This is a genomic window from Aeromonas sp. QDB62 (assembly GCF_027705695.1).
Taxonomy (GTDB): Bacteria; Pseudomonadota; Gammaproteobacteria; order Enterobacterales; family Aeromonadaceae; genus Aeromonas; species Aeromonas allosaccharophila.
This window is the reverse complement of record NZ_JAPDCD010000005.1, coordinates 114,954-135,196: the sequence shown is the minus strand read 5'-3', so window position 1 is coordinate 135,196 and position 20,243 is coordinate 114,954. Positions and strand designations below refer to the sequence as shown.

General features: G+C 57.8%; 16 protein-coding genes. 4 read left to right on the top strand and 12 right to left on the bottom strand.

What is annotated here, in order from left to right; genetic code table 11:
• Window positions 1-27 precede the first annotated feature (27 nt).
• From OKC27_RS04305 to OKC27_RS04275, 7 genes are all read right to left on the bottom strand, one after another.
• A complete protein-coding gene (locus OKC27_RS04305) occupies window positions 28-1,635 on the bottom strand; it encodes a Tn7-like element transposition protein TnsE (RefSeq protein WP_182938562.1) in 1,608 nt (535 codons plus the stop codon).
• The gene (locus OKC27_RS04300; protein ID WP_182938563.1) at window positions 1,632-3,131 is read right to left on the bottom strand and encodes a TnsD family Tn7-like transposition protein; all 1,500 of its coding nucleotides are present in this window, start codon (window positions 3,129-3,131) and stop codon (window positions 1,632-1,634) included. The genes OKC27_RS04305 and OKC27_RS04300 overlap by 4 nt, the downstream gene beginning before the upstream one ends.
• 1 nt (window position 3,132) lies before the next feature.
• Window positions 3,133-4,746: an ATP-binding protein gene (locus OKC27_RS04295; protein ID WP_182938564.1), complete on the bottom strand. Its 1,614-nt coding sequence runs from the start codon at window positions 4,744-4,746 to the stop codon at window positions 3,133-3,135.
• Window positions 4,739-6,826, bottom strand: coding sequence for a Mu transposase C-terminal domain-containing protein (locus OKC27_RS04290; protein WP_232093592.1), 2,088 nt, complete (start codon window positions 6,824-6,826; stop codon window positions 4,739-4,741). Before OKC27_RS04290 ends, OKC27_RS04295 begins: the two co-directional genes overlap by 8 nt.
• Window positions 6,813-7,478, bottom strand: coding sequence for a TnsA endonuclease C-terminal domain-containing protein (locus tag OKC27_RS04285; protein ID WP_232093593.1), 666 nt, complete (start codon window positions 7,476-7,478; stop codon window positions 6,813-6,815). The genes OKC27_RS04290 and OKC27_RS04285 overlap by 14 nt, the downstream gene beginning before the upstream one ends.
• 304 nt (window positions 7,479-7,782) lie before the next feature.
• Complete coding sequence (glmS, locus tag OKC27_RS04280) at window positions 7,783-9,615, bottom strand: glutamine--fructose-6-phosphate transaminase (isomerizing) (RefSeq protein ID WP_182938566.1); 1,833 nt, start codon at window positions 9,613-9,615, stop codon at window positions 7,783-7,785.
• Between the two features lie 76 nt (window positions 9,616-9,691).
• A complete protein-coding gene (locus OKC27_RS04275; RefSeq protein ID WP_042063267.1) occupies window positions 9,692-10,465 on the bottom strand; it encodes a DeoR/GlpR family DNA-binding transcription regulator in 774 nt (257 codons plus the stop codon).
• Window positions 10,466-10,587: 122 nt separating this feature from the next.
• Between OKC27_RS04275 and blrA the strand changes: the two genes are divergently transcribed.
• The 3 genes from blrA to blaOXA all read left to right on the top strand — a co-directional run bounded on the left by blrA (window position 10,588) and on the right by blaOXA (window position 13,571).
• The gene (gene blrA, locus OKC27_RS04270; protein ID WP_013724228.1) at window positions 10,588-11,262 is read left to right on the top strand and encodes a beta-lactam response regulator transcription factor BlrA; all 675 of its coding nucleotides are present in this window, start codon (window positions 10,588-10,590) and stop codon (window positions 11,260-11,262) included.
• On the top strand, window positions 11,259-12,680 hold the full coding sequence (gene blrB / locus OKC27_RS04265; RefSeq protein ID WP_182938567.1) for a beta-lactam sensor histidine kinase BlrB: 1,422 nt from the start codon (window positions 11,259-11,261) through the stop codon (window positions 12,678-12,680). Before blrA ends, blrB begins: the two co-directional genes overlap by 4 nt.
• A gap of 96 nt (window positions 12,681-12,776) precedes the next feature.
• Window positions 12,777-13,571, top strand: coding sequence for an OXA-12 family class D beta-lactamase (gene blaOXA, locus OKC27_RS04260; protein ID WP_182938568.1), 795 nt, complete (start codon window positions 12,777-12,779; stop codon window positions 13,569-13,571).
• Between the two features lie 95 nt (window positions 13,572-13,666).
• Here the strand turns inward: blaOXA and OKC27_RS04255 are convergent, their stop codons facing one another.
• Window positions 13,667-14,488 carry a substrate-binding periplasmic protein gene (locus OKC27_RS04255; RefSeq protein WP_332107295.1) on the bottom strand — a complete coding sequence of 274 codons (822 nt, stop codon included), beginning with the start codon at window positions 14,486-14,488 and terminating at the stop codon, window positions 13,667-13,669.
• A 109-nt stretch (window positions 14,489-14,597) separates the two neighbouring features.
• Here OKC27_RS04255 and creD point away from each other — a divergent pair, with 109 nt between their 5' ends.
• On the top strand, window positions 14,598-15,971 hold the full coding sequence (gene creD / locus OKC27_RS04250) for a cell envelope integrity protein CreD (RefSeq protein ID WP_182938569.1): 1,374 nt from the start codon (window positions 14,598-14,600) through the stop codon (window positions 15,969-15,971).
• Between the two features lie 56 nt (window positions 15,972-16,027).
• On the opposite strand, the gene glmU is transcribed toward creD, so the two are convergent.
• The 4 genes from glmU to atpG form a co-directional block, all read right to left on the bottom strand.
• The gene (gene glmU / locus OKC27_RS04245; protein ID WP_182938570.1) at window positions 16,028-17,389 is read right to left on the bottom strand and encodes a bifunctional UDP-N-acetylglucosamine diphosphorylase/glucosamine-1-phosphate N-acetyltransferase GlmU; all 1,362 of its coding nucleotides are present in this window, start codon (window positions 17,387-17,389) and stop codon (window positions 16,028-16,030) included.
• Window positions 17,390-17,484: 95 nt separating this feature from the next.
• A complete protein-coding gene (locus OKC27_RS04240) occupies window positions 17,485-17,913 on the bottom strand; it encodes a F0F1 ATP synthase subunit epsilon (protein WP_005342354.1) in 429 nt (142 codons plus the stop codon).
• Window positions 17,914-17,931: 18 nt separating this feature from the next.
• Window positions 17,932-19,320 (bottom strand): F0F1 ATP synthase subunit beta, encoded by a 1,389-nt coding sequence (gene atpD, locus OKC27_RS04235; RefSeq protein WP_005342353.1) that lies wholly within the window; start codon window positions 19,318-19,320, stop codon window positions 17,932-17,934.
• Window positions 19,321-19,353: 33 nt separating this feature from the next.
• The gene (gene atpG / locus OKC27_RS04230; RefSeq protein ID WP_042656889.1) at window positions 19,354-20,220 is read right to left on the bottom strand and encodes a F0F1 ATP synthase subunit gamma; all 867 of its coding nucleotides are present in this window, start codon (window positions 20,218-20,220) and stop codon (window positions 19,354-19,356) included.
• Window positions 20,221-20,243: the final 23 nt, after the last annotated feature.

Here is a 20,243-nt window from a genome sequence, read left to right as displayed (position 1 = left end):
TGACTTGCACATTCACTTCACCAGTGTTCATTCAAGCCTCAAACATAATGACAGACGCTGTTTCCAGCTCTTTTGGCGAATGTCATCGCCATCCTTGGGATGATGTATCGCCTCATTCGTGTCACAGTACACTCCGATGCTCATCGGCCATCGCAGTGAGCCCTGCACAGTGTCTTTCAATATTTGCACGATTGCCTGGGATGGATTCACTCCCGGCTTCATCCTGACGATACGTGTAGACAAGTGCTTCTTGTTATCGCTGGTGTCCACCTCCAGAAGGTACTTTTCTAGCCCATTTTTCAACCTGAAGTTGGCCTTCAAATAGCCACGCGGTGAACCATCATCCATCTGGTGATAGCTACGACGGAGGACTTGAGGTAAAGGCTTCACCTCAAGTTCCAGCAAATCGATATCTGGCTCATTGGCTATCTGCTTGATGATTCCTTTGAGTAACTCAAACCGGTTGGGCAACTCTTCCGTCACCTGCTGCTCTTCCTGTTGCCCTTCAAGTTGCTGTAGTTCTGCCGGGGGGATCTCTCCTCCGGTTACGTCGCCGCACAATCCGAGAAAAATACCGTCGCCCGGAAGCTCTTCACCTTCCAGCTTCTGACCAAAACGGCTTGCTCTCTGTCCTTGGTAGATGGCCCGCGTATGCCGCTGACCACGGAAGGATAGCCCTTCCATCGGCAGGTCCAACAGTTGGCGATCCTTGTCCTCATCCGTATCCTCCTCACCATCCAATATGATGTCATCGTTAGATGAACTTGGATTTCTGGTTCCTCTCCCCTCTCCACTAACTGAGAGTTTGAGTGCTGGGTGATGGAACGCTATAGGTTGAAAACAGTTCAACTCAAGCCCTAGTAGAGTCTTAATCTCCCAGACCAGCATTTCTTTACTGTCCCAATCTAAGGGCCCAAGAACATCCATGCTGACACCTGAAATGGTGGCCGGTGGCTCAAAGTTGAACTGCCAGCGTGTATATCGTCCGCCAGATGAACGCTGCTCCTGATTGAGGCATCGCCATATAGATTCGAAAGACTGCTTAACACCATCACTTAGCAGCAGCCAGCTGAAGAGATCACGATACGATTCCATCTGGAGCAGACGGGCCGGAGCCCCTGTCTTAGCTGGGGTGTGGATATGGATGGCGTCCTGATCCCTCTGCACCGAGAAGATCATGTCCAAGCCACTGGGTTCAAAGGCTGACCGGGCCAGGAAACCGGCATGGAAGAAGAGCTTGCGAGCCAGCTCAAACTTGGGGAGCCAGACGGTGAGGCCATCCGCCTCAAACACGAAGCATCGTTGGCTAGCCACCTCAGGATTGCGGGCAAGCCTTCTGGACAGGCGGGGACATTCGCCCAGCAGCTTTTCGCGCCATTCAGCTATCGGTGGTAGCTTGAGTCTTTTCTGGAAGCCATGCGAGCGATAAGGGACGTCATCTTCTGCGACAAACTCGCGGCCAATGCCCAAAATACAGCTCATCTCCAAGCCAAACTGACGTTGCTCCATCTCGTTTTTTTGACTGAAAATCGACGCTAAATGCCACGATGATCCTGATGAATTAGCTCTGAAAAAATTACCTACGGCCAGCAACTTGGCATCTTTAGGGATCTGGCGGAACAAAATACGACTCAATCCAATCCTCCTATGCTTGCGATGAATGAGGCTGCCAGGGGGGTGATCTTCCCTTTCTGCAATCCGCAGCGTCGTGCCAGTTGCCAGCCTCTTGAATGCTTGTTTGCCATAGCATCTTCGATCATGGCATTGGTCAAACGACGGATCTGGTACTCCCCAACAGACTCGGCATATCGATCCAGATAAGCGCGACAGAGGGATAGTTCATCCAGGTGGCGCTCGACGGATGCTCGATGAGGAAGCTGGCGTAGGAACCAGCTACGGCTCTTGCGTGGCAGGCTTAGATCCGCTTCAGCGCGTTCCCCTATTCTCACCAAGAGTCGCACCAACTTTCTATCTCTGGCTGCCCAATTGATGCAGCTGTTGTTACCCTGCCGAGCGTGCTTGGTCTTGTCGACATTCAGCAGCCACACCCTGTCATGCCTGTAGATCCAAGCATAAACAGCTTGGAAGCCTGCACTTCTGGCAGCCTTAGCTCCGCCATATGTATTCAGGGCAGCAAGCCACTGAGATCGATACTTTTTCCTCACGCCAGCATCGGCAGGTAGCTGTGGCATAGATGGATGGGGAGCAATTTCAGCCGAGCAGACCATTACGTCAGCCATAATTTCATCGACGCTTTGCCTAGACCTCAGACTTGTCCAAACAATGAGGTGTTGCAGGCAGCCAAATGCCTTGCGGTGCTTCCTGAACATGGATTGGAGCCAAGACGGCGGTTCAGTAGCCCATAGGCCATTGGCTGCAAGCCAGTCCCTCGGATAAAGCTCAAGGAGCCTTTCCCATATGATCCAGGTCTTGATTTGCTGGCCCTTCATGGCTCCACACTCAGCAGCCAGATGCCGGTAAAAGTTGGTCCACACCTCGTAACCAGAGGGGCTTGCTCCCCTGAAGGCCAGGAGCTGCGTTAATGCGTCCCCTAGCCTAACGGCATTTTTCCCACAGGGCTGGACAGTGGAGCTAGGGTGCAGAAACAGGGAGGAGGCAGCATGGAATTCGTGTCTCTGTGCCCGCCTGAATGGGATGGGCGAATCTACAAGCGCGCAACCATGGGCCGAGCAGACGTCCACACCCTGAACCTGCCAACTTCGCAGCCAATAAGGCTCCCCGAATTTTGCCACCATTTCCTCTATACAGGGCGGGCAATAACGCAACCACTCGGGCCATTTGACCAATGCTGTGGAGGCACCAGCTAGGCCTATAACTACGGGCATGTTTGGAGCCAGCATGGCCTGGAGAAGTCTTTGCCGGCGCTCCTGCGGGATGAAAGGCGAATAAAGCGGGAAGAGGGTGTGGTTGACCACCAGATCACCGGTGTCCAAGCCGGTGTTGCTCGCTAGGCTTTCCAAATGGCTGGGCAGGTCGGTAATCGCCGCTACTTTGGTATCGCCAAACAGCTCCCTCAATAGGCTCTTATGGCTATCCACACCCAAATGAACCCGACAGCGGGCTACGGCGCTGTAGAGGAGTTCGTCTGGATAAAGTCTGGGGAAATACATGTCAGCTTGCCTTGCCCAGCAACACCTGCAGCTCGAACACCAGGCCAGCCTCTTTGAACCTGCCGTAAACCTCGCCCTCTTGTCCGTTGGCATAGCGTCGCCGCAGGTCGTCTTGAGGTAACTGACTCCATTCCGTCCGCTTCACTCTGGAAAATCCAGAAGCTTTGGGTTTGTCCTGAACTAGGTAGGATGTCGCCTTGTGGATCAAGACGGCCAAGGGGATCTCGGGATACTCGGCCAGCAGCTTGTCCGCCATGGGAATGGCAATATCCTTGGGGATCTCCATTCCCTCGAGCAAGGCAGCCAGCTTTTTAGCCCTGTCATCAACCGGTGGGGCCAGTGGCTTGGATTCTGTAATTCTGTCCAACGACTGTGTAAGGGAGAGCAGCTTGCCTTCTATCTCTGGCATCAGAAGATCGTCGTATTTGGCGATGAGTTCCGGCCTGTTGCTCCGTAATGCTGCCAGCATGGGATGGACCGGCTTGAACTCATCCTCGTAGACTTTGCGCAGCAACATTGGTTTGATACATTCAGCACCCGTCACTATGGCCCGGATCTGCGCCAGTGCAAACAACTTGATGACGATATCCATGACCCCCTGGGTGAGCTCGTACATGGTCGCCTCAAGCTCATCGTCCAGGGGAGAGGCCTCCCGCACCCACTGATATTTCCAAAGCCGTTTCAAGAGCCGTTTCCAGTGCTCGTCTCTTGGCAACCTGTCCCAGCGGATGCTGCCCAAGCCGGAGATACGTCGAGCAGCCCTGAATGTGCGCTGGAAGAACTTGCTGGCCCTGTGTGTGCCCACCTGAATGATGGGCACTCCTATGGTGTTGACCAAGGATACGAAGAAATTGTGCATCTTCTCGGCCCCGCCAGACCGGGCCTCGTTGAGGTTCTGAACCTCATCGATGATCAGTACTCCAAGAGCATGAAGATTGGCGATCTGACACATACTGGCCAGCAGGCGCTTGGTACCCAGTTTCTTACGACCATGACTGCGGCTGTAATGAGTTCCCAGAACCCTGTCCACTTGGTTGAAAAAGCTCAGGCAAAGCTCGTCCAGATCGCCATCAATGGGGCAGTCAACTTTCAGGTAGGTCAGCTGGGTGATGTTGTAGTCGTGATGATGGAGGGCCTGGGGGTACATACTCAGGATCCGCTCTAGGGTGCGGGTCTTGCCGCAGCCAGAGCAGCCGAACAGCGACAGACTGCTGGCCGTCGAAGAAACGCTCCGGTAGACCGCAGCCTCTAAATCCTCTTCCTCCACGCGGCGGTAACCGTTTTGTAGATGGGAATACCAGGCACCATTGGCAGGGTTCCGACCGATGTAACCCTGGCGGATCATCAGGCTGATCTTGGCTTCCAACTCAAGGTGGTGGGTCAGAGGCTGAAAGAAACCATGCAACAGGCGGGCAATGGCGTGGGCCCTGAGCCGCCCGTCAAGGAATGCCTCCTGAGGATCGAAGCTGGGCACAGCCTGAAGTTGGGTAACCACCTCTTGCAGGTCGGGTATGGGGGGCAAGGCGCTGATAAGCGGATTGTCCTGATATTCTGGTAGTTGCTGCTCCAGATATTGGGCCAAGGGGATGGCGCCGCTGCGGATCTCGTCAGTCATTGTCCCCCTCCCCGAAGATAAGGTCGCCCAGATCCGGATAGGCATAGTCCTCTGGTTTCTCACCCCTCAGCGGGACCACATCGGCGGGCTTGCCTGACTGCTCTCTCGCTGGTCTGAAGGCCCCTTGGCGACGCTCATGGCGCTTTTCATCCTGCTTGTTCTCGCGAATCTGGGTTCCCAAATCCTTCTTGGACATGCCGGTTTTGATGGGACTGGCATTCTCCGCCAAAGCGGCGATGGCCTCGATCTTCTCGAGTAGCCTGCCCCTCTCCTTCATCCCCTCCATGGCAGCGTTGGCATCACTTCTGCGCTCCTCCTTGGACAGCAGCCAGACGTCCCAGAAGGTCATCCCCCGGAAGCGTCTGCTGCGATCGGCGAGATCACAAATCCAGTACTCTTTGAGGTTGTTGGAGGGACGAATGTAGATGTGCTCTGCACTGCGTGGGTCGTAGGCCACCATCACCTTTTCGGGTCTATGGCCTTGTCCCCGGTGGAACCAGCCGGACTTCAGAGCCTCCTGACAGGTATAGAAGCAACCAAATAGCCTTATACCCAGTTCCGAAACTGTGGCCTGATCATGGGGCAGCAGGTTGATGCGAACCAGGTCCTGGGGTGCAACCCGCAACCGGCCCGTCAGGTTACCCAGCCCCCAATGCCACAACCTGGCAGGTATAGCGGGCAGGTCACCGGGCATACCGGCAGTCCTGTCGTATTTACTCAGGACGTGGAAGTTGTTGTGCCAGAGGACACTTGCGATGATGCATTTGGTGAATTCCGGTAATGTCAGACTGGCGTCGAGTCTGTAGTCATGGCCACCGCGCTTGCGGCTGATGTGACCTTCGACCACGCCGCTAACGTAGGGCTTAAAACGTTCCTGTACCGTCCTGAATTGGCGCTCGACAATACCCTTGGCATCCCCACGCCTGGCTGGTGCATTTTCAATACGAACTCCGAAGGATTCGGCGAACACCTCGACCTTGGTGCCGTTCAGCTCACCTTTGTCCGCCAGCACCACATCGGGCAAGCCCTGCACAGGCCAATCTCCAACGTCAATCTCCACACCATACTGGCGGCAATATTCCACCTTGTCGGCAGTGGTATTAGCCAGGGCCACCATGGCGCTGATCCAGGATGGCCCCTCGAACCCGATGTACATGCCCGTCACCATCCGGCTAAACACATCGTTCACTATGTAAACAACGGGTCTGCCTACGATCAGGCTGCGATCATGATCCGATATCAGGTAGATATCAGCAATGGTGGCGTCGACCTGGTAGCGGTAACCAGGCCCCAGAGCCTCTGTCGTCGACGTTCCCCTGATCGGCCGGATATCCTTGGCGAAATCCACTGCGGATGCCTGGCGAGCCAAAATTTCAGTAAAGTGGTACTCGCGCTTGTAGAAGTAACGAAACTGCTCCACCGTCGGCAGATCATGTGTCGGCAAGTCGGGAAACATAGTACCGAGCAGGCTCAGGCTGGCAGCGTAGACGTCGGGAATCGACGGATGTTTTTCCTTGAGCAGGCGCTCTTCTATGACGCGCCTGAAAATACGCTCCATTTCGGGAGTAATGTTGCTTCCCCGCCCATCTCTGACCATCCTAGGCCGCCCCAGTTTGGCCTGGTCCGGTTTGCGTCGCTTACCACGGCCTCCCGAGTTGGCGTAATCCGGCAGCAGGGCATTCTTGCACATGCCCCGTTGCCAGTAGCGCCTGAGAAGCCGGTACACCGTCTGCTTGGTAACACCGTGGCGCTCCATTATGCCTTTAACGATTTCCCCTCTGGCTCGGCGCTCAAACAGGCCGGTGTCACGAACTGTCTCTGCCAGCATCTCCCAGGCCGAATCGCGCTTTTGCTGGTCACTTGACCCCGCCTCAACCTCCCGAAGAGTCACATCCAGAAAAGGGTCATCTATGCGTTTCAGCTCCCCGGCTATAAGCAACCCCTCCAGCTCTGCGACTGAAGCCGATTCTGGAAATGCCAAGCTCGAGTCAATATCGATCCAGATGACCAGCTCTGTGTCGCACCAGAGCAAACGTCTGCGTAACTCACCCATCTGGAGCACCAAGTTAACCGGGAACATGGCGTATCTCCTGTTGTTCTTGATGGGGATTTACGGATAGATCACCCAGCTTGAGCTCTCTGTAGAGCTTGTTGATATCGAAGAGAAAATAGTGGCGAGCAAGCAACTGACGCAACCAATAGAGTGCCTGCCCTGGTTCAAGCTCGTAAGCCACATCTAGGCTCTGAACAATGCTCGTCAGCGTCTGCTCAGGATGGCGTTGGAACTCGTACAGGAACAAGCTGTAGTAGCGTTCGAGGTCGCTGAGGACAATATCTTCCTCGGCCTGGGCGGGGTAGAGCCACTGGATGTTGGCAAATGCCGTCCGGGAGATCTCCCTCTCGGTGACAATGGCCCAGGAGGTCTCTTTCTCTTCCCAGTAACGCCTTTCGAGCTCTAGGCGCTCGATGACTTCAGGTCTCTCGAGGTCTGCGCTGTATTTTGCTTGGAGCGCCATAGCCGGGTGTGTGGGATCCTCGAAGTCCACCAGAAAGTCGGAACTAAGGACCTGCGGGACTCCCTGAAACTTGCTGTGGGAAAGACCATACGTTTCAGCAAGGCGGACAGTGTCCTCGACCCGAAGGGGAAATTGCTCCCGGATATCGATGACCTTCGGAGACCAATCCAGAGTGAGGAAGACGGCGAGTTCTAAGTCGGAGAGGAGATGGTGCATACGTCGGCATTTATTGCCGAATAAGCGGTGAGAACGCCCCAAAGAAGAGACATCCCTAGTGTAAATGAACGGCTTGTAGTCAGATCCCCGGCCTTGACCGCGCCCCTCCTTCAGCCTTCTATCAATCTGAGCCTGAGTCAGGCCCTTGAATGTTCCAGCCATAACAAAGCCAACGTCCTAGTTGATACCATCAACATAGCGCACGTTGGCTTAGGGTGAAACTCTATTTTCAAGGATGATACTTTATTTGTAGGGATGAAACTTTATTTTCATCCCACAAGAAAGTGACTTATCAGAGAGTGACTTACTCAACGGTCACCGATTTTGCCAGGTTGCGCGGCTGGTCCACATCGGTGCCCTTGATGAGGGCAACGTGATAGGAGAGCAGCTGCAGCGGCACGGTATAGACGATGGGAGCGATCACCTCTTCCACATGGTTGAGGTTCATGACCCGCATGGTCTCGTCGCTCTTGAAGCCGGTATCGGCATCGGCGAACACGTAGAGGATACCGCCACGGGCACGCACCTCTTCCACGTTGGACTTGAGTTTCTCCAGCAGATCGTTGTTCGGTGCCACCACAATGATGGGCATCTCGGCATCGATCAGCGCCAGCGGGCCGTGCTTCAGTTCACCAGCAGCATAGGCTTCGGCGTGGATGTAGGAGATCTCTTTGAGCTTGAGAGCCCCTTCCATGGCGATGGGGTACTGGCTGCCACGGCCGAGGAACAGGCTGTGCTGCTTGTCAGCAAACTCTTCGGCCAGGATTTCGATATCCTTGGCCAGCGCCAGGCTCTCTTTAATGCGCAGCGGCAGGGCTTGCAGTGCCTTGACCAGTTCGGCCTCGGCGGTAGCGCTCAGGTTGCCACGGCAGTGACCGACCGAGGCCACCAGCATCAGCAGACCAGCCAGCTGGGTGGTGAACGCCTTGGTGGAGGCCACGCCAATTTCGGCACCGGCACGGGTCATGAAAGCCAGATCCGATTCACGCACCAGCGAAGAGCCCGGCACGTTGCAGATAGCCAGCGAGCTCATGTAGCCGGACTCCTTGGCCAGACGCAGCGCCGCCAGGGTATCGGCGGTCTCGCCACTCTGGGAGAGGGTCACCAGCAGGCTGTTGGGGCGCACCACCGATTTGCGATAGCGGAACTCGGAGGCGATCTCCACATCGCAGGAGACGCCAGCGATCTCTTCGAACCAGTAGCGGGCCACCATGCCGGAGTTGTAGGAGGTGCCACAGGCGACGATCTGCACGTGTTCGACCTTGTCGAAGATGGCGCGGGCACCGTTGCCGAAGGATTCGACCACCACGTGATCGCTGCCCAGACGCCCTTCCAGGGTGTTGGTGATGGCTTTGGGCTGCTCGTAGATCTCTTTGAGCATGTAGTGGCGGTATTCGCCCTTGTCACCGGCATCATGGGAGAGTTCGGACTCCTGCTCCTCGCGCACCACGGCGTTGCCGTTGGTATCGAAGATGTGTACGTCGCGGCGGGTCACCTCAGCCACATCACCCTCTTCCAGGAAGATGAAACGGCGGGTCACCGGCAGCAGCGCCATCTGATCGGAGGCGATGAAGTTCTCGCCGATACCACGGCCGATCACCAGCGGCGAACCGGAGCGGGCAACCACCACGCGGCTGTCGTCGCGGCTGTCCATCACCACGGTACCGTAGGCACCGCGCAGCTGCTTCACCGCAATCTGCATGGCGACCAGCAGGCTGGGGGCGCTCTTCAGCTCGTGATGGACCAGATGGGCAATCACCTCGGTGTCGGTGTCGGAGCTGAACACATAGCCCAGCGCCTTCAACTCTTCCCGCAGCTCTTCGTGGTTCTCGATGATGCCGTTGTGCACCACCACGATATGCTCGGAGACGTGGGGGTGGGCGTTGCGCTCGGAAGGCTCGCCGTGGGTGGCCCAGCGGGTATGGGCGATGCCGGTACCACCATGGACGGACTGCTCATCGAGCGCCTTGGCCAGCTCGGCCACCTTGCCCAGACGGCGCACCCGCTGCAGCGGCTGGTTGGCGCTGAACACGGCCACACCGGCGGAGTCATAACCGCGGTACTCCAGACGACGCAGGCCTTCTACCAGAATTTCAGCCACATCACGTTGGGCAACAGCCCCGACGATGCCACACATACACTTCTCCTTGAGATGCAAATCGTAAAAAAAAATCAGTTGGATGGTTCAGAGCTCGAGGTCAGCAGGCTGACTGTCAGTGACTGACGGGGGCGCAGATAAGCGTCACCCCCTGGGCTTGAATCTGTTCTCTGGCCTCGCTGGCCAGCCCCTCGTCGGTCACCAGGGTATGGATGCTCGACCAGGGCAGTTCGAGATTGGGGATCTTGCGGCCGATCTTTTCCGACTCGACCATCACAATGACCTCCCGCGACACCTCGGCCATGACCCGCGACAAGCCCACCAGCTCGTTGAAGGTGGTGGTGCCACGCTCCGGGTCGATGCCATCGGCACCGATAAAGAGCTGGTCGAAGTCGTAGGAGCGCAGCACCTGTTCCGCCACCTGACCCTGAAAGGATTCGGAGTGAGGGTCCCAGGTGCCACCGGTCATCAGCAGAGTTGGTTCGTTCTCCAGCTCCCGCAGGGCACCGGCCACGTTGAGGGAGTTGGTCATCACGATGAGGCCGCGCTTGTTGCCCAGCATGGGGATCATGGCGCTGGTGGTGCTGCCGCTGTCGATGATGACGCGGTTGTGATCACGCAGCCGCTCGGCCGCCGCACGGGCAATGGCTAACTTTCGGTTCGAAACTTGTTCGGGGTTGACCTCGACCACCATCTCGCTCGGCAAGGGGACGGCACCACCGTAACGGCGCAGCAGCAGACCGCCGGTCTCCAGCACGGCCAGATCTTTACGGATGGTCACTTCGGAGGTAGAAAAGTGTTTGGCGAGGGCATCGACACTCACTTCACCCTGCTCTTGTACCAGGGTCACTATGGTGTGGCGGCGTTGTTGAGTATTACGTTTGGTCATTTTTAAGTTTCGATTCGAAAGAACATCGAAATGTTAGCCTCTTTTTCGGAAAAATAAAACAGCAAATAGGATCCGATTTGGTTCGATGCCAGAATGGGGGGCCAATTTGCGACGAGGATGCCATGCAAAAGAGAGTCATCTGGCTGGTGGAGGATGAGGCCAGCATCGCCGACACCCTGATTTACGCCCTGCAGACCGACGGGTTCGAGGTGGAGTGGTTCATGCTGGGCCAACAGTTGCTGACACGACTGGAACAGACGCGACCCGACTTCCTGATCCTCGATGTGGGGTTGCCCGACATCAGCGGCTTCGAGCTCTGCAAGCAGGTGAGGGCGCTGACCGATATACCCCTGATGTTCCTCACCGCCCGCAGCGAGGAGATAGACCGGCTGATCGGGCTGGAGATCGGTGCCGACGACTATGTGGCCAAACCCTTCTCGCCCCGGGAAGTGTGCGCCCGGGTGAGGGTCATCCTGCGCCGCAGCCAACCCGTCGCCCCCCAACCCAGCGCCCTGCTGGTGCTGGATGAGGAGCGGGCCCGCATCCATTTTCGCGGCCAACCGCTGGCCCTCACCCGCTACGAATATCTGCTGCTCAAGACCCTGATGCTGGCGCCGGGGCGGGTCTACTCGCGCCAGCAGCTGATGGATCTGGTGTGGCAGGATGCCGAGGAGAGTCTGGATCGCACCGTCGATACCCATATCAAGACCATCCGCGCCAAGCTGCGCGAGCATGATCCCGAGGCCAACCTGATCCTCACCCACCGCGGGTTGGGCTACAGCCTGGAGCTGGCATGAGACTCGGGCTGCAACTGCTGTGCGGCCTGCTGCTGATCTTCGCGCTGGCCGCCTGGTTCGTGCTGGAGATCTTCGTCGAGGAGATCAAACCCGGGGTGCGCAGCGCCACCGAGGATACCCTGGTGGACATGACCCAGCTGCTGGCGCCGCTGGCGCTGGATGATCTGCAAGAGGGCAATATGATGAACGGGCGGTTGGCCAGCGCCTTCGCCCGCCTCAACCAGAATCCCATCAATGCAATGATCGACGGCCACCTCAAACAGCAGGCGGAGTACCGCATCTATGTCACTGACCGGCAGGGCATGGTGATTTACGACTCCGACGGCACAGATCTGGGCAAGGACTATTCCCGCTGGAACGATGTCTACCGCACCCTGCGCGGCCAGTATGGCGCCCGCAGCACCCGCACCGATCCCGACGATGCAGCCAGTTCGACCATGTATGTGGCGGCGCCACTGCGGGAAGGGGCCGAGATCATCGGCTCCCTCACCGTCGCCAAACCCAATCGCACCCTGATGCCAGCAATCGAGCGCGGGGAACAGGAGCTGCTGCGGGCCGGCGGCCAGATGCTGCTCATCTCGCTGCTGATCGGCAGCCTGCTGGTGTGGTGGCTCAACCTCGCCATCGGCAAGCTGGTGCACTACGCCGACTCGGTCAGCAAGGGGGAGCCGGCACCGCTGCCACGGCTGCACACCGTCGAACTGGATCGGCTCGGCCGCTCGCTGGAGACCATGCGCCACCAGCTCGATGGCAAGAGCTACATCGAGGACTACGTCCACAGCCTGACCCACGAGCTGAAGAGCCCGCTGGCCGCCATTCGCGGGGCAGGGGAGATTTTGGCCGAAACGCCGCCCCCCGAGGTGGCCAAACGGTTTATCGGCAACATCAATCTGGAAACCGCCCGCATGCAACAGCTGATCGAGCGAATGCTGCAATTGGCACGACTGGAATCGGGGCAGGGGCTGGATCGCCAGTCGGTGGAACCGGTAAAACTGGGCAAGCGCACCCTCGATGCTCGCCAGATCATCGCCCAGCGCCGTCAGGTCGAGTTGGTGGCCGAACTGGCCAGCGCGCCGAAACAGAAGTGGGATCCACTGCTGGTGGAGCAGGCCATCGGCAACCTGCTGGATAACGCTATCGACTTCTCTCCCGCCAACGGGCAAGTAACCCTGAGCGGTATCCTGCAGGAGGATGGCTACTGTTTTCGGGTCACCGACAGCGGCCCCGGCATTCCCGACTACGCCCTGCCACGCATCTTCGAGCGCTTCTACTCCCTGCCACGGCCGGACAAGGGCAAGAGCAGCGGTCTGGGGCTCAGCTTCGCCCATGAGGTGGCCCACCAGCATGGTGGCCGTCTGACCCTGAGTAACCAGCCAGAAGGTGGTGTGCTGGCGGAACTCTGGCTGCCGTTCGCCTAGTCACCTCCCCGCCACTTCACATTCACCACACAAAGCGGCGTTAAACTGCCGCCTTATCTTATTGATTAGCCTCATCCATTTGCTCAAGGAAATGCTATGTCCCGCCTGCTTCTCTCCAGCCTGCTGGCTGCCGGTCTGCTCGCAGCCCCGCCCGCCTCCGCCGCCAGCGGCTGTTTTCTCTATGCTGACGGCAACGGCCAGACCCTCTCCAGCGAAGGGGATTGCTCCAGCCAGCTGCCGCCCGCGTCCACCTTCAAGATCCCGCTGGCGCTGATGGGTTACGACAGCGGTTTTCTGGTGGATGAAGAGCATCCGGCACTGCCCTTCAAACCGGGTTACGACGACTGGCTGCCCGCCTGGCGCGAAACCACTACCCCGCGCCGCTGGGAAACCTACTCGGTGGTCTGGTTCTCCCAGCAGATCACCGAATGGCTGGGGATGGCGCGCTTCCAGCAGTATGTGGACCGCTTCGACTACGGTAACCGGGACCTCTCCGGCAATCCGGGCAAGCATGACGGTCTGACCCAGGCCTGGCTCAGCTCCAGCCTCGCCATCAGCCCGGAAGAACAGGCCCGCTTCCTCGGCAAGATGGTGAGCGGCAAGCTGCCGGTCTCGGCGCAAACCCTGCAGCACACCGCCAATATCCTCAAGGTGAGCGAGATCGACGGCTGGCAGATCCACGGCAAGACCGGCATGGGCTACCCGAAGAAGCTGGATGGCAGCCTCAACCGCGATCAGCAGATCGGCTGGTTCGTCGGCTGGGCCAGCAAACCGGGCAAGCAGCTGATCTTCGTCCATACCGTAGTGCAAAAGCCCGGCAAGCAGTTCGCCTCCCTTAAGGCGAAAGAAGAGGTGCTGGCTGCCCTGCCAGGGAAACTGAAACATCTTTGAGCGGATGGTAACCCCTGCGAGCAAAAGATGGCGGATCACGCCTGCCCGCAGGATTGCCAAACCGGGGTCCGGCAAGTGATGGGGCGAAGCGGTTATCAGCGATACTTCTGTTCGATCCGGGCCATAACCCCGCTGTCAGCGAGCTGTTGTAACGCGCTCTCCAGGCGCTTTATTCTCTCGCTGTCCATATTCTTGCGCACCAGCAGGTAGAAGGGTTGGGTCTCGAAGACCGCTGGCAGAATCCGAACCTGTTGCTCTGCTCCCTTTCTATTGATCTCGGACTGGAATCCCGGGATGCGGTAATAGAGGAAGCGCCCGCGGCCTGAAATCAACTTTCCCAGATTGGCTGACGTAGTCAGACCACCATCATCTACGTAGAGTCCGCCAAGCACATGGAGCCGAGCAATAGCCCCGCTGCCGTGATTCACCAGAATGATGCCCTTATCACCGAGTTTGCGTACATCATCCCAGGTTTGAATCACTACAGGATCATCAATACGAACAGCCAGGTGGTAATTGACTGAAAAGACGGGGGGTTGCAGAAAATGGTAATACTCCCTGCGCTGGGAGTTATCACCCAGACCACAGAAGATATCCAGCTTGCCAAACAGGACACTGCGTTCGATCCGCGCCAGTGGCTGCATATCCTGGTCTCCGAGGATGCGAATAGCCGGATCGACCTCTTCTATTGCTCGAAAAATATCAACACAGAGCCCGACAACCTCTCCGCCTTGCTCACGCTGGAAATACTTGGGGGCAGAGTCCTGCTGCGCTGCCGTTCGATAGGTCCATATATCTCCGGCAGACAACGCAGGGAAGGCAAGCAATGAGATCAAGGTAACTGTGAGGTATTTCATGGCAATCTCCTGAATACACATCTCCAGCGTGGCACCAGAATCGACAGAAGGGACCGGCACGATCAATTATTTATCCTGTTTTTATCCTTCTTCACCACCACTTCACACAAGCCCATCCCCCCTTCACGTCGGGCAGACAGACTCGCTCCATCCAACAAGGAGACGTGTCATGGTCAAACAGATATTCACCCACAAGATCTTTCTGCTGCTGTTGCTCAGCCTGCTATTGATGGTGCCGGTGCAATCCATCATGGAACTGAACCGGGAGCGTCAGGTTTACCGCAGTCAGGCCATTCACAGCATCATGGCCAGCAGCAGCGGCCCGCAGCGACTGATGGGGCCCATCCTGGTGCAGCCCTATACCCGCTCGATGACGGTCGAACAGGAGGGCAAGCGCTTCGTCCGTCAGGAGCAGATCTACCGCTACCTGCTGCCGGAGCAGCTGGATATCAAGGCCAACATGGAGGTCACCCCGCGCAAGCTGGGCATCTATCAGGCGCAGGTCTATCAGACCCGGCTCACCCTCTCCGGCCGCTTGCCAACCCGACAGGGTCTGCTGAATGACGCGACCTCACCGCTTGATGAAACGGCCGAGCTGGTGGCGGGCAAACCCTACCTGAGCCTGGTGCTCTCCGATGCCCGCGGTATCAACAGCGTCCCCGAACTGCAACTCGGTACACAGCGGATCCAGTTTGCCCCCGGCGCCCGCCTCGGTGACGCGCTGGCGGGTATCCATGCCCCGCTCGACAGCCTGCCGCAACAGGATGGCACCTTCCATCTGGAGCTCAATCTGCAGGGGATGAACGCCCTCGACATAGTGCCGCTGGGCAAGGAGAGCACTCTGCTGCTGGCAGGCAACTGGCCCCATCCCAACTTTATCGGCGACTTTCTGCCGGGCAGTCGTACCCTGAGCCCGCAAGGGTTTGAGGCCAACTGGCAAACCAGCTGGTTCGCCAGCGACATGGAGACCCGCTTCAACCGGATGATGAACGGGGGCGATAGTCATCTCTCCAGCTTTAGCGTCAGTCTGGTGCAGCCGGTGGATCACTATCAGCTCAACGAGCGGGCGGCCAAATATGCCCTGCTGTTTATCGGCCTCACCTTTATCAGCTTCTTCATGTTCGAGCTGCTCAAGGGGCTGCGGGTCCACCCGATCCAGTACGCACTGGTGGGCATGGGGCTGGCCATCTTCTATCTGGTGCTGCTGGCGCTGACTGAACACCTCGGTTTTGGCTGGGCCTATCTGGTGGCCGCACTGGCCAGCGTGCTGCTCAACGGCTTCTATCTGAGCCATGTACTGGGCGGCCCGAAGCAGGGGATAGGTTTCGCAGCACTGCTCGGGCTGGTCTATGCCATCCTCTACAGCCTGCTGCAGGCCGAAGAGATCGCCTTGCTGCTCGGTGCCCTACTGCTGTTTGCCACTCTGGCACTAATCATGACGCTGACCCGCAAGCTGGACTGGTATCAGGTGATGGACTACAGCGCCCCCACCACCACATGGGCGGCCCCCCAGCCATCGACCGGTGACACCAACCATCAGTGATAAGTCCAAAAAAAACCGGCGCCATCAGGCGCCGGTTCTATTTTATTGATCGGGCATCACTTCTTCTTGACCGGGCGAGCCCAGTTCTGGATGTGACGCTGGGGCACCCGGGTGATCACCAGCTCGTTCTCGGCCACATCCTTGGTGATGGTGGAACCCGCCCCCAGAGTTGCCCCCTTGCCGATACGCACCGGCGCCACCAGCTGGGTATCGGAACCGACGAACACATCATCCTCGATGATGGTCTGGAACTTGTTCACGCCGTCGTAGTTGCAGGTGATGGTACCGGCACCGATATTCACCTTGGCACCCACCTCGGCATCCCCCAGATAGGTGAGGTGACCACACTTGGAACCAACCCCCAGACGGGCCTTCTTCATCTCGACGAAGTTGCCGACGTGGGCATCCTGCTCCAGCACCGCGCCCGGACGCAGACGGGCAAACGGGCCGACCGAGCACTGATCCGCCACCTGAGCCCCTTCGACGATGGAGTAGGGCTTCACTTCGGTGTGATCGCCAATGACGCAATCCTTCAGCACGGCACCGGCACCGATACGGACGTGGTTGCCAAGGGTTACCTTGCCTTCGATGATGACGTTGACGTCGATCACCACCTCTTCACCGATCTCGAGGGTTCCGCGCAGATCGAAGCGGGCCGGGTCGATCAGGGTGACACCGGCGATCATCAGCTTCTCGGCCTGCATCTGCTGGTAGCTGCGCTCAAGGGCAGCCAGCTGGACCCGGTTGTTGGCCCCTTCCACCTCGGCGGCACGCTCCGGATGGACCGCCGCGATCGGGCAGCCATCGCCGTGCGCCATGGCGATCACGTCGGTCAGGTAGAATTCGCCCTGGGCATTCTTGTTGTCCAGACGGGAGAGCCAGCTGCGCAGCTGGCCGCCGTTGGCCACCAGCACGCCGGTGTTCACTTCACGAATGGTCAGCTGCTCGGCGTTGGCATCTTTCTGTTCGACGATACCGACCACCTGACCATTTTCACGGACGATGCGGCCATAGCCGGTGGGGTTGTCCAGCACCACGGTCAGCAGTGCCATGCCATCGCTTGCCTTGGCAGCCAGCAGTCGTTGCAGGGTCTCTGGCTGGATCAGCGGGGTATCGCCGTACAGCACCAGCACGTCGTCTTCATCCTTCCAGAACGGGATGGCCTGGGCAACGGCGTGACCGGTCCCCAACTGCTGCGCCTGCAGCACCCAGTTCACATCGGCAGCGACGATCCGCTCTTTCAGCAGCTCGGCACCGTGGCCATAGACCAGATGCAGCTGCTCGGCACCAACCTGACGGGCGGTATCGATCACATGGGAAACCATGGGCTTGTTGGCTACCGGGTGCAGCACCTTGGGCAGAACGGAACGCATGCGGGTACCTTTACCCGCCGCCAGGATCACGACGTTGAGAGACATGACTTCGACCTTGAACTTGTGTGGAAATACTCGGCGGAGTCTATCGAACGGGTAAAAAAAAAGCGACCCGAAGGTCGCTTTTTACATCACCGTTATTAGCGGTAATTCTTTTTGACGATATCGATGACTCGCAGTTGAGCCATCGCCTTGGCCAGCTCGGTAGCGGCCTGGGCGTAGTCGATATCACCATGGGAGCTGTGGATCCGCTCTTCGGCTGCGCGCTTGGCTTCCTGGGCTTTCGCCTCATCCAAGTCGTCAGCACGAATCGCGGTGTCCGCCAGCACGGTCACGGATTCAGGTTGTACTTCCAGCATGCCGCCGGAGATGTACAGCACCTCTTCAGTTCCGTTCTGCTTCACCAAGCGGACCAGGCCCGGCTTGATGGCAGTCAGCAACGGAGCATGACCGTGGCGGAGACCCAACTCACCTTCGGAGCCTGATACCTGAGCAGTTTGCACGCGACCGGAAAACAGTTTTCCTTCGGCGCTCACCACGTCCAGGTGAAAGGAGATCATCTCTGCCATGGGCCCTCCTGTCGAGGCTTACAGTTTCTTGGATTTCTCGACGACTTCGTCGATACCGCCAACCATGTAGAACGCCTGCTCGGGCAGATCGTCATACTCGCCTTTCAGGATGCCCTGGAAACCACGGATGGTCTCTTTCAGCGGCACGTATTTACCCGGAGAACCGGTAAACACTTCTGCTACGAAGAACGGCTGGGACAGGAAACGCTCGATCTTACGGGCACGGGCTACGGTCAGTTTGTCTTCTTCTGACAGTTCATCCATACCCAGGATGGCGATGATGTCTTTCAGCTCTTTGTAGCGCTGCAGTACGGTCTGAACGCCACGAGCGGTCTCGTAGTGCTCTTTGCCAACCACCAGCGGATCCAGCTGACGAGAGGTAGAGTCCAGCGGGTCAACGGCCGGGTAGATACCCAGTGCCGCGATTTGACGGGACAGTACAACGGTCGCATCCAGGTGGGCGAAGGTGGTCGCCGGAGACGGGTCAGTCAAGTCATCCGCAGGCACGTAAACGGCCTGTACGGAGGTGATGGAACCGGTCTTGGTGGAGGTGATACGTTCTTGCAGAACACCCATCTCCTCGGCCAGGGTCGGCTGGTAACCTACTGCGGAGGGCATACGGCCCAGCAGTGCGGATACTTCAGTACCGGCCAGGGTGTAACGGTAGATGTTGTCCACGAAGAACAGCACGTCACGACCTTCGTCACGGAACTTCTCGGCCATGGTCAGGCCGGTCAGCGCAACGCGCAGACGGTTTCCGGGCGGCTCGTTCATCTGACCGTAAACCAGAGATACTTTGTCCAGTACGTTGGACTCCATCATCTCGTGGTAGAAGTCGTTACCCTCACGGGTACGCTCACCTACACCGGCGAATACAGAGTAACCACTGTGTTCGATCGCGATGTTACGGATCAGCTCCATCATGTTTACGGTTTTGCCTACACCGGCACCACCGAACAGACCAACCTTACCACCCTTGGCGAACGGGCATACCAGGTCGATAACCTTGATGCCGGTCTCCAGCAGATCGTTGCTGTTGGACTGATCTTCGTAGCTAGGGGCAGCGCGGTGGATAGACCAGCACTCTTCTTCACCGATCGGACCTTTTTCGTCGATTGGCTCACCCAGTACGTTCATGATCCGACCCAGAGTCGCAGTACCGACCGGAACCTGGATGGATTTACCGCTATTCACTACTTCCAACCCACGACGCAGACCGTCGGAGGAGCCCATGGTGATGCAACGAACGACGCCGCCACCGATCTGTTGCTGAACTTCCAGCACCAGACCCTGGCCTTGACCTTCGCTAACGACCTTCAGTGCATCGTACACCTGGGGCACGGCATCCTGCGGGAACTCGATGTCCACCACAGCGCCGATGATTTGGACGATGAAACCGTTACTCATGTCAAATCCTCTAAACCTTTGATAACCCTTGCCTTACACCGCAGCAGCACCGGATACGATCTCTGTCAGCTCCTGGGTAATACTGGCCTGACGGGCCTTGTTGTATACCAGTTGCAGATCGTTAATCAGGTTACCGGCGTTGTCAGTCGCGGCTTGCATGGCAACCATTCGGGCTGCCTGTTCACTTGCCAAGTTTTCCACTACCCCCTGGTACACCTGGGACTCGACATAGCGAATCAGCAGGGTATCCAGCAGTTGCTTGGGATCCGGCTCATAGAGGTAATCCCAGTGGTGTTTCTTGGCGAGCTTGCTGTCTTCAGTTACGGGCAAAGGCAGCAGTTGATCGACCCGTGGTTGCTGCACCATGGTGTTGACGAACTTGTTGTACACCAGATACAGCTTGTCAATCTCACCGTTGTCGTAAGCCTTCAGCATGACCTTGACTGAACCAATCAGGTCATTGACGCTCGGGTTATCGCCCAGTCCTGCGACGTGAGCTTTCACCTTGGCGCCGTGCCGTTCAAAGAAGTTGGAGGCCTTGTTACCGATCAGTGCCAGGTCAACCTTGGCACCTTTCGCGCTCCATTGCTTCATATCATTGAGGGCAGCCTTGAACAGGTTGATGTTCAAACCGCCACACAGGCCACGGTCGGTGGAGACGACGATGTAACCCACTCGCTTGACCTCACGTTCGATGAGGTAGGGGTGCTTGTATTCCAAGTTCCCCTGAGCGATATGGCCGATCACCTTGCGCATGGTTTCAGCGTACGGACGGCTGGCAGACATGCGTTCCTGCGCACGGCGCATTTTGCTTGCTGCCACCATTTCCATAGCGCCGGTGATCTTCTGAGTGTTTTTCACACTCCCGATCTTGTTACGTATCTCTTTTGCGCCGGCCATCTCTTACTCTCCATCAGGTGGCA

What these genes read in the sequence shown, in the direction of transcription:
- OKC27_RS04290 (WP_232093592.1), bottom strand. Translation starts at nt 6,826, where the DNA reads ATGTTCCCGGTTAACTTGGTGCTCCAGATGGGTGAGTTACGCAGACGT.
- OKC27_RS04300 (WP_182938563.1), bottom strand. Translation starts at nt 3,131, where the DNA reads ATGTATTTCCCCAGACTTTATCCAGACGAACTCCTCTACAGCGCCGTA.
- glmU (WP_182938570.1), bottom strand. Translation starts at nt 17,389, where the DNA reads ATGTCTCTCAACGTCGTGATCCTGGCGGCGGGTAAAGGTACCCGCATG.
- OKC27_RS04295 (WP_182938564.1), bottom strand. Translation starts at nt 4,746, where the DNA reads ATGACTGACGAGATCCGCAGCGGCGCCATCCCCTTGGCCCAATATCTG.
- blaOXA (WP_182938568.1), top strand. Translation starts at nt 12,777, where the DNA reads ATGTCCCGCCTGCTTCTCTCCAGCCTGCTGGCTGCCGGTCTGCTCGCA.
- blrB (WP_182938567.1), top strand. Translation starts at nt 11,259, where the DNA reads ATGAGACTCGGGCTGCAACTGCTGTGCGGCCTGCTGCTGATCTTCGCG.
- blrA (WP_013724228.1), top strand. Translation starts at nt 10,588, where the DNA reads ATGCAAAAGAGAGTCATCTGGCTGGTGGAGGATGAGGCCAGCATCGCC.
- OKC27_RS04240 (WP_005342354.1), bottom strand. Translation starts at nt 17,913, where the DNA reads ATGGCAGAGATGATCTCCTTTCACCTGGACGTGGTGAGCGCCGAAGGA.
- glmS (WP_182938566.1), bottom strand. Translation starts at nt 9,615, where the DNA reads ATGTGTGGCATCGTCGGGGCTGTTGCCCAACGTGATGTGGCTGAAATT.
- OKC27_RS04275 (WP_042063267.1), bottom strand. Translation starts at nt 10,465, where the DNA reads ATGACCAAACGTAATACTCAACAACGCCGCCACACCATAGTGACCCTG.
- creD (WP_182938569.1), top strand. Translation starts at nt 14,598, where the DNA reads ATGGTCAAACAGATATTCACCCACAAGATCTTTCTGCTGCTGTTGCTC.
- OKC27_RS04285 (WP_232093593.1), bottom strand. Translation starts at nt 7,478, where the DNA reads ATGCACCATCTCCTCTCCGACTTAGAACTCGCCGTCTTCCTCACTCTG.
- atpD (WP_005342353.1), bottom strand. Translation starts at nt 19,320, where the DNA reads ATGAGTAACGGTTTCATCGTCCAAATCATCGGCGCTGTGGTGGACATC.
- atpG (WP_042656889.1), bottom strand. Translation starts at nt 20,220, where the DNA reads ATGGCCGGCGCAAAAGAGATACGTAACAAGATCGGGAGTGTGAAAAAC.